Below are 9,951 nucleotides of genomic sequence, written 5' to 3'. Positions count from 1 at the left end.
TTCCGATCGGCGGGACAGCCGGCCGCCGACCCCGCCCCGCCGGCCGAGCCGGCGCTCGCGGACAACAAGGCCCAGTAGCCGGCGAACACATGCAACGGCCCCATCGCGATCGCGATGGGGCCGTTTCTATGTGCCGGTCACCGATGCCGCGTGACGAACTCGCGGATCGACGTGGCGATGTAGCTGACCATCTCGTCGGTCAGTCCCGGATAGACGCCGACCCAGAACGTGCCCTCGGTGATGATGTCGGTGTTGGTCAGCCCACCGACGATGCGGTACGGCTGATCCTGGTACGCCGGGTGGCGGGTGAGGTTGCCGGCGAACAGCAGCCGAGTGCCGATCTTGCGGTCCTCGAGGAACTGCACCAGCTGCGGCCGGGTGAACGGCGCGCCGGGCAGCACCGTGATGACGAAACCGAACCAGCTCGGGTCGCTGCGCGGGGTGGGCTCGGGCAGCAGCAGGTGCGGCAGGCCGTCCAGCTGTTCGCGCAGGCGTCGCCAGTTGCGCTTGCGGATCGCCACGAAGTCGTCGAGCTTGGCCATCTGCGTCAGGCCGAGGGCCGCCTGCAGGTCGGTCGCCTTCAGGTTGTAGCCGACGTGCGAGTACGTGTACTTGTGGTCGTATCCGTACGGCAGCGTGCCGAGCTGGTGCTTGAACCGCTTGTAGCAGGTGTTCGAGTTGCCCGGCAGGCACCAGCAGTCGCGGCCCCAGTCCCGCAGCGACTCCACGACGCGCGCGAGGACCAGGTTCGACGTGAGCACGCAGCCGCCCTCACCCATCGTCAGATGGTGCGCGGGATAGAAGCTCACCGTGGCGAGGTCGCCGAACGTGCCCGTGAGTTTGCCGTCGTAGATCGAGCCGACGGCGTCGCAGTTGTCCTCGATGAGGAACAGGTCGTGCTGTTTGGCCAGCGCGGCCATCTCCTCGACCTCATACGGGTTGCCCAGCGTGTGCGCCAGGATGATGGCCCGGGTGCGGGGCCCGATCGCCGCGGCCACCTTCTCCGCCGTCGTGTTGTACGTGCCCAGTTCGACGTCGACGAAGACCGGGATCAGGCCGTTCTGCAGGATCGGGTTCACCGTGGTCGGAAAGCCCGCCGCCACCGTGATGACCTCGTCGCCGGGGCGCAGCCGGCGCTCGCCGAGTTCGCGCGCGGTGAGCGCCGTCACGGCCAGCAGGTTCGCCGAGGACCCGGAGTTGGTCAGGTGGGCCTTGCGCCGCTGCATCCGGCGCCCGAAGGCCGATTCGAACTTCTCCGCACTCTGGCCGGCCGCGATCCGCATCGACAGGGCGGCCTCCACCAGCGCCACCCGGTCGTCGGCGTCGAGGTACGCCCCCGACGGCCAGATCTCCGTCTCGCCGGGCACGAACAGCCGGACGGGTGAGACCTCCTCGTGGTACTTGCGCACCTCCTCGAGCAACTGCGCCTTCCGGTCATTCATCTGCGGTTCCTCTCCGTGATCGCGATGCGAGGTCTTCGAGCACGCGGGCCGCGTCGACCGGGGCCGGCTGTGCCTGGATCTCCCGGGACACGCGGAGCGCGGCCGCGCCGAAGCCCGGATCGGCCAGCAGCTCCCGGCACAGCCCGGCGACGTCGTCCGGTGTCGCCTTGTCCAACGGCACGCTCAGGCCGGCGCCCGACGCCACCACCGCGTCGGCGTTGGCGAACATGTCGTCGAACTTGGGCATCACCACCTGGACGCAGCCCGAGGCGAGCGCGGTGAGGCTGCTGCCCTGCCCGCCGTGGTGAATCAGGATCTGGCTGGTCCGCAGTACCTGGGACAGCGGCACCCGCCCGACGTGGCGGACGGCGGACGGCACCCGCGGCAGCCGCTTCGCGAACTCGTCATCGACGGCGACGATGACCTCGACGCCCAGCCTGGCCAGCTCGTCGAGCAGGTCCAACACGAAGCTGGTCAGATTGTCCTTGGCCAGGTGCGGCAGGATCGTGCCGAGGGTCAGGCAGATCCGCGGCCGGTCGGCGGGGCTCAGCATCCAGTCCGGGACCGGCGAGGCGCCGTCGTAGGGCACGTGCCGCAGGCCGAGGTGGTCCATCGCGTAGCTCTGGCGCAGGCTCGGCGGCCACGGGTTGAACACCGCGGCGGGCTCGGGCAACCCGGTCAGCCCATGCTCGCGCAGCGGATCCGCCAGGCGCGAGCGCGCCGCGGCGCGGTACTCGACGAGCTCCGACACGCCCCAGTGCACCTCGGCGTACGGGATGCCGCGGGCTGCGGCCGCGACCGGACCGGCGTACTCCGACCGTTCGGCGACCACCAGATCCGGCCGCCACTGGTCCACGATGGACAGTGTGCCGGCGAGGTTCCTGGACGCCATGAGCGCCAGCACCTCGCCGTGGTCGCGCGGCGCGTCGGCGACGCCGTACGCGGCGCCGGCATCGGCCAGCTCCCACAGGTCGAAGCCGGGTCCACAGCCAGCCACCGGCAGGCCGGTCTGCTGCGCGGCCGGCACGAAATGGTTGGTGGTCGCCACCAGGACCTCATGCCCCCGGGCACGGCAAGCCCACGCGAGCGGCACCAGGGGATAGAGGTGGCCGTGCAGCGGTGCCGTGGAGAACAGGAAACGCATGCTCGCTCCGCCCTTGCTGTCAGGAAGGTACTGCGTTGGCCAGCCGTTGCTGGAGGTCGGCACGCAGCGCGTTCTTGTCGACCTTGCCGACGTTGGTGAACGGGAGGTGCTCGACGATCACCAGCCGCTCCGGCAGCTTGAACCCGGCGACTCCGGCGGCCGACATGGCCGCCCGGACGCCGTCCAAGGTGACGGTGTGCCCGGCGTGCGGCACCGCGTAGAGGCAGATCCGCTCGCCCAGCTCCGGGTCCGGCATCGCGACCGCCGCCGCGAGCCGGACGCCGCCGGACAGGTAGGCGGCGTGCTCCACCTCCTCGGCGGGGATCTTCTCGCCGCCTCGGTTGATGACGTCCTTGTCCCGGCCCTCGATGACGACGTTGCCGTCCCGGCGAATGCACACGATGTCCCCGGTGCGGTACCAGCCGTCATCGACGAACGCGCGTCTGTTGAGCTCCTCGGCCCGGTAATAGCCCCGGGGCGTGTACGGGCCCCGGGTGAGCAGGATGCCGGGCTCGTCCGGGCCCACCGGGCGCCCCTGGTCGTCCACCAGCCGCAGCTCGTCGTCGGGGCAGACCGGCCGGCCCTGGGTGTGGCGGATGACCTCTTCGGGGTCGTCGGGCCGGGTCAGGCACAGCAACCCCTCGGACATGCCGTAGACCTGCTGCAGGGTGCAGCGCAGCACGGGGGTGATGCGGACCGCGACCTGGTCGGGCAGCCGGGCGCCGCCGGACTGCAGCAGCCGCAGCGAGCTCAGGTCGGTGCCCGGGTTCGTCTCGTGGTACTCGATCCATCGCCCGATCGCGGCGGGCACCAGCGAGGTGATCGTCACCCGCTCGCACTCGATCAGGGGCAAGGCCCGCTCCGGCGCCGGCGAGGCGGCGATGACGACTCGCCCGCCGGCGATCAACGTCCCGAAGACACCGGGTCCGGACAGCGGAAAGCCGTGCCCCAACGGCAGCGCCGCGAGGTAGGTGCTGCCCGGGCCGACACCGCAGATCCGCGCGGCTTGCGTGGCCATGTAGGCGAAATCGTTGTGGGTGCGGGGAATGAGCTTGGGCATGCCCGTCGTACCGCCGGACAGGAAGAACAACGCGATCGCGCGGGCGTCCGGCGCGATCGCGTCCAGTTCCTTGCCCGCCACGACCGGGTCGTGCGCCGGTTCGCACAACGCCCGCAGGTCGACGCCGCCCGGCCGGGTGTCGCCGAGCACGAGGACGTGCCGCACGGTCGGCGTCTCGGCGGCCACCTCGTGCGCCATCGCCTGCAGATCAAAGTCCCGGGACACGTCGGGCACCGCCAGCATGGTCGCCTGCGCGTGCCGGGCGACGGTGGATATCTCCCGCCGGCGGTGCGCGGGCAGCGCCATCACCGGAATCGCGCCCAGCCGCAGGCAGGCCGTCATCAGCACGACGAGCTCCCAGCAGTTGGGCAGCTGCACCACGACACGGTCGTCGGGGGCGAGGCCGAGCTCACGCAGCCGCACGGCGGCGCCGTCGGCACGCGACATCAGGTCGCGGCGGGACAGCCGGACGTCACCGTCGACGAGGCAGATCTCGTCGGGGTCCACGTCCGCGGAGGCGAGGTGCTCGCCGAGGGAACGTCCCGCCCAGTAGCCCTTGGCCACGTAGCGCGCGACCGCATCGTCGGGCCACGGCACCATGCCGAGGCGGCTTGGATCGGCGTTGCTTGTGAACATGACGGGCCTCCTCCGGGTAGCCGCGCTATCCCGAACAAGAGGTATCAGCCTGGACTGCGCGCACGCTTCTCTTGAAATGCGGGACAGCGCGCAACGGCGAAGCGGCCGCCGACCTGGGCTGTCGTCCCGAGCGTCGACGACCGGCACCGGCCTCACCGCTGCTGCGCATTTCCAGAGATGCCGGTCAGATCCCCTCGAAGCCACGATGTGCCCAATCCACGCGACAACACGCCGGTCGATGATCCGTCGAGCCGGGTCGGGTGACTTGGAGAGGAGCGCGATGTGAGCGACGACGCGGAGTTTGCCGACGCGATAGCCATCGTCGGAATGAGCTGTAGGTTCGCGCCGGACCTCGACTCATTGGACAAGTTGTGGGCGTTTCTCGCCGCCGGACGCAGCAGTACCAGCGAAATGCCCGACAAGCGGTGGCAGCCGTACGCGGCGACCAGCCCGCAGGCCACCTCGATCCTGCGCAACACCACTCGGCAGGCGTCCTTCCTGACCGACATCGAGGGGTTCGACGCGGAGTTCTTCGGCATCTCGCCGCGTGAGGCGGACTTCCTGGACCCGCAACAGCGCATCGTCCTGGAGCTGGCGTGGGAGGCGCTGGTACACGCCGGCATCCCGCCGTTCTCGCTGCGCGGCACCGACACCGGGGTGTTCGTCGCCGCCAACTCGAACGACTATGGCCGCCGGCTGCTGGAAGACATCTCGCGCACCGGCGCGTGGGCCGTCAACGGCACGACGTACTACGGCATCGCCAACCGGACGTCGTACTTCCTGGACCTGCGCGGGCCGAGCATGGCGGTCGACACCGCGTGTGCGGGCTCACTGACCGCGCTGCACGTGGCCTGCCAGAGCCTGCGGTCCGGCGAGACGCCGCTGGCGATCGTGGGCGGCATCAACGTCATGGCCACCCCGGCGCTGTTCGTCGCGCTCGATGCGGCCGGCGCCACCTCACCCGATGGGCGCAGCAAGGCGTTCGACCGGGACGCCGACGGCTACGGCCGCGGTGAGGGCGCGGGCGTCGTCGTGCTCAAGCGCCTCGCGGACGCGCGCCGGGACGGCGACCCGATCCTCGCGGTCGTGCGGGGCAGCGGCGTGTTCCAGGACGGCCGGTCGGAGGGCATGATGGCGCCCAACGGCGGGGCGCAGGAGCACATGCTGCGCCGGATCTACGCGCAGGCCGGCGTCGCACCGCACACTGTGGACTACGTCGAGGCGCACGGCACCGGCACCCCGGTCGGCGACCGCGAGGAGGTTCAGGCTCTGGCCCGGGTCTTCGGCGCCGGCCGCGCGCCGGACGACCCCTGCCTGCTCGGCTCGATCAAGCCGAACATCGGGCACGTCGAGGCCGGCTCCGGCATCGCCGGCGTCATCAAGGCCGTCCTCGCGCTGCGGCACGAAGAGATTCCGCCGAGCCTGCACACCGCGCCCAACCCGGACTTCGCCTGGGCGGACTCCGGCCTGCGACTGGTCGCCGACCGGTTGCCCTGGCAGGCCAACGGCCACCCGCGCCGGGCCGGGGTCTCCAGCTACGGCGTCGGCGGCTCGATCGCCCACGTGATCGTGCAGGAGGCCCCGCCGCACGCGCAGGCTCCCGCCGCGGACCGGCCGGCGGACGAGCCGCACCGGCCAGCCGGCCCTGTGGTGTTCCCCATCTCGGCGATGTCCGAGGCGGGCCTGCGGGCGCTGGCCGCCGGTACCGCGGACTGGCTGCGCGACCACCCGGACGTGCCGCTCGCCTCGGTCGGGCACACGCTCGCGCGGCGCCGCTCGCACCTGACGGTGCGTGGGGCTGTCGTCGCCGGCTCCACCGCTGAACTGGCGCTGCGGCTCGGTGCGCTGGCCGAAGGTGAGCACGCGCACCAGATCGTGACCGGGCGGGCGCCGAGCGACCAGGCCGGCGGCGCCGTGTGGGTCTTCTCCGGCCACGGTGCACAGTGGCCCGGCATGGGCCGCCAGCTGCTGCGCGACGAGCCGGCGTTCGCCGCCGCCGTCGACTCCCTGGCGGAGGTCTTCCAGGCGGAGCTGGGCTGGACACCGCGCGAGGCCCTGGAGGCCGGCGGGCCGTGGGCGAGCTACGAGGTACAGGCGCTGACCTTCGCCATGCAGATCGGGCTCGACGCGGCCTGGCGGGCACGCGGACTGCGCCCTGCCGCCGTCATCGGCCACTCCGTCGGCGAGATCGCGGCGGCGGTGGCCGCCGGTCGGCTGGCCGTCCAGGAGGCTGCCAGGTTCGCCTGCCGCCGCGCCAAGGCGCTGCGCAGCCTGGCGGGCCGGGGCGGCATGGCCATGATCGGGCTCCCCTTCGCCGAGTGCGCGGCCCGCCTCGACGGCCGGACCGACGTCGTCGCCGCGATCGCCGCGAGCCCGGACTCGACCGTCATCTCCGGCGATCGTGACACGGTGCGCGCGGTCGCCGAGCAGTGGCGCGCCGAGGGCGTCGGGACGCGGCAAGTGGACACGGACATCGCGTTCCACAGCCGTCACGTCGACGCCGTCGTCGACGAGGTGGCGACCGCGGCCAGTGAGCTGACGCCGCACGACGCGCCATCGATCCTGTACAGCACCGCGCTGGCCGATCCGCGCTCGGACGCGGCCCGCGACAGCGACTACTGGGTCGCCAACCTGCGCCAGCCGGTCCGGTTCGCCGACGCGGTGGCGGCGGCTGTCGAGGACGGGCACCGGGTGTTCCTCGAGGTGTCCTCCCATCCCGTGGTCACCCACTCGATCCGGGAATCGATGCTGCGGCTTGACGTACCGGACGGGCTGGCGGCCGGTACCCTGCGCCGCGACACCGACGAGACCGAGATGCTCGCGCGCGGCTTGGCGGCGCTGCACTGCCACGGCGTCGCGGTCGACTGGGCGGCCGAGCACCCCGGCGGCGGGCTGCTCGACCTGCCCGCGATGGCCTGGCAGCACCGGCCGTACTGGATCTTCCCGGATCGCAGCGCGGACGCCGGCCCCGGCGGCGGGCACGACCCCGAGCGGCACACCCTCCTCGGCGGCCGGATGACGGTGAGCGGCGCGCCGGCGCGCCAGGTCTGGCAGACCTATCTGGACATGTCGTCCCGCCCCTACCCGCAGGACCACGAGGTGGTCGACGTCGAGATCACCCCGGCGGCCGTCATCATCAACAGCTTCGCCGCGGCGGCCGGCCACGACGAGCGGCTGCCCGGCCTGTCCGACATCGTGCTGCGCACCCCGCTCGCGGTCACCCCGCCGCGGGTCGTGCAGATCGTCGTCTCCGAGAACACAGCGCGGCTGTCCACCCGGGTCGCCCGCGACGACGGGAGCATCTCCGACGACGAGGAGAACGAGTGGATCACCCACTCCACCGCGATCATCGACTGGAGCCTGGAGCTGCCCGAGGTCACGGTGGACACCGCCGCGATCCGGGACCGGTCTCCCGAGGAGTGGGACTGGAACCGGGTCGACGACATGTTCCGGCGGATGGGGGTCGGCGGCTACGCGTTCAAGTGGGACGTCGACGAACTGCGCCGCAACGACCGGGAGCAGCTCGCGCTGCTCACGATCGAGCCGGACGCGGATCGGGCCGGCAGCTGGGCGCACGTCATCGACGGCGCGCTGACCATCAGCGCCGTGCTCGTCACCCCGGAGTACGCGCGACACCAGTGGATGTCGTCGCACATCGACTCGATCGTGTTCCGCGGCACGCCGCCGGCGAAGATCACGGTGCACTCGGTGCGCGCCGACCATTCGCCCGAGGACACCGTCGACGTGCTGATCGCCGACGAACGCGGCCGGGTCGTCGGCGAGGTGCGCGGACTGCGCTTCTCGCCGATCTCTGACGAGTACGGCGCCGTGGCCGCCCCGCGCGACCTGGTGCACGAGATCGTGTGGCGGCCGCTGGACCTCACCGCGGGTACCGGTGCCGAGACCACCATGCGGCGGGTGCTCGTCGTCGGCGCCGGCGAACTCGCCGACGACCTGGCCGGGCAGTTCACCCGGGCGGGCGTCGCGTGCCAGTTGATCGGCACCCCCGAAGACCTCGAACCCGGGCTGCTCGAAACCGCGGACACGGTGTTCGTCGCACCGGCCCGATCGGTCGCCGGTGAGCCGGTCGAGCAGGCGGCGGAGCGCTGCGCGTGGACGCTGGTCCAGACCGCCCAACTCCTCATCAAGTCCCAGGAGACCCGGGCCGCCGCGGGCGAGACCGCGGGCCCGTCGCCACGGCTGTGGACGCTGACCCACGGTGCCCGGGCCGCGGCCGACGAGTCGGCGCTCGCCCACGCCCCGATGTGGGGGGTGTCGCGGATCATCGCTGGCGAGCACCCGGAGCTGTGGGGCGGCGTCATCGACGTCGCCGGGCCGCGGCCCGGGCTGGGTGAGCGGGTGCTGACCGTGCTGCGCCGGGCCGCCGGCGAGGAGGACGTCATCTCCGTCGACGGCGACGGGTTCGCGGTGGCCCGGCTGGCCCGGATCGAGCGCCCATCGGACGGCAAGACGCTGCAGTGCCGGCCGACCGACACCTATCTGATCACGGGTGGCCTGGGCGCGCTGGGCCTGTTGGTCGCCCGGTGGCTGGCCGACAAGGGGGCCCGCCGCATCCTGCTGGCCAGCCGGCGCGGGCTGCCGCCCCGCACGGAATGGCCCGGGGTCCGCGACCTGCGCACGCGCCGCCAGATCGAGGGCATTCTCGAGCTCGAGGCGCTCGGCGTGACGGTCCGCGCGGTGGCGCTGGACATCACCGACGCCGACGCGATCGCCACGGCGCTCGATCCCGCCACGCATGGGCTGCCGCCCGTGCGGGGCATCATTCACGCCGCCGGCGTGGTCCGCGACGCCATGCTCGACAAGGTGGACCTACGAGGGCTGCAGGACGTGCTCGCGTCGAAGGTCAACGGCGCGATGGTGCTGCACCGGATGTTCCCTCCGGGGTCGCTGGACTTCCTCGTCCTCTTCTCCTCGTGCGGCCAGTTCGCCCGGCTCACCGGCCAGACCAGCTACGCCGCGGGCAACTCGTTCCTCGACGCCCTCGCGATGCATCGGTTCACCACCGGGCACACGGAGACGACCAGCTACGGCTGGACGTCATGGCACGGCGTCGGCATGTCGGAGACGATCAGCACGACGATGATGGAGGCCAACGCTCGGGGTCTGGACGCCGTCTCGACCAACGAGGCGCTGCGGGCGTGGGCGTTCGCCGACCGGTTCCACGGGCCGTACCACGCGGTGCTGCGGGTGCTGCCCACGCCGCCGAACGTGCCGCGGATGCCGATGTTCCGTGAGCTTACGGCGACGGACGCGGGCGGCACGGACGGCGACGCCCAGGGCTTCTCGATCGACTGGGACGGCACCGCGGCCGAGCAGCAGCGCGACCTGATGGTGACCGACGTCCGCGAGCAGGTCGCCGCCGAACTCAACCTCGGCGCCGCCGACGTCGATGTCCGGCGTCCCCTGGTGGAGCTCGGCATCGACTCGGTGATGACGGTCGCGCTTCGGGTGCGGCTCCAGCGCCGGTACGGGCTGGAGATCCCGCCGAACATCCTGTGGAGCCGGCCGACGGTGGTCGCCCTCGCCGCGCACATGCTCGACGGCCTGCGGCCCACGACCGAGGAGGCGCCGGTCTCCTGACCAAGTTGCCGATCGCCCCGCGCGGGCCGTACCGCAACCGCGGTACGGCCCGCGTTTTCGCGGGCGGG

Annotated in this window: 4 protein-coding genes; 1 reads left to right on the top strand and 3 read right to left on the bottom strand. The window is 72.1% G+C overall.

Features of this window, described 5'->3' with window-relative positions:
• Positions 1–137: 137 nt before the first annotated feature.
• Genes rfbH through ABT297_RS30090 form a run of 3 tightly spaced genes read right to left on the bottom strand, consistent with a single transcriptional unit; the run spans position 138 to position 4,282 of the window.
• Positions 138–1,442 carry a lipopolysaccharide biosynthesis protein RfbH gene (gene rfbH, locus ABT297_RS30100; RefSeq protein WP_350555733.1) on the bottom strand — a complete coding sequence of 435 codons (1,305 nt, stop codon included), beginning with the start codon at positions 1,440–1,442 and terminating at the stop codon, positions 138–140.
• Positions 1,435–2,586, bottom strand: a complete 1,152-nt coding sequence (locus tag ABT297_RS30095; protein ID WP_350555731.1) for a nucleotide disphospho-sugar-binding domain-containing protein — start codon at positions 2,584–2,586, stop codon at positions 1,435–1,437. Before ABT297_RS30095 ends, rfbH begins: the two co-directional genes overlap by 8 nt.
• A gap of 19 nt (positions 2,587–2,605) precedes the next feature.
• Positions 2,606–4,282, bottom strand: a complete 1,677-nt coding sequence (locus ABT297_RS30090) for a (2,3-dihydroxybenzoyl)adenylate synthase (protein WP_350555728.1) — start codon at positions 4,280–4,282, stop codon at positions 2,606–2,608.
• A gap of 282 nt (positions 4,283–4,564) precedes the next feature.
• On the opposite strand from ABT297_RS30090, the gene ABT297_RS30085 reads away from it, so the two are divergent.
• The gene (locus ABT297_RS30085; RefSeq protein WP_350555726.1) at positions 4,565–9,883 is read left to right on the top strand and encodes a type I polyketide synthase; all 5,319 of its coding nucleotides are present in this window, start codon (positions 4,565–4,567) and stop codon (positions 9,881–9,883) included.
• Positions 9,884–9,951: the final 68 nt, after the last annotated feature.

The sequence above is a fragment of the Dactylosporangium sp. NPDC000555 genome (assembly GCF_040300025.1).
Lineage (GTDB): Bacteria > Actinomycetota > Actinomycetes > Mycobacteriales > Micromonosporaceae > Dactylosporangium.
This window is presented reverse-complemented; position numbering and strand designations above follow the sequence as displayed.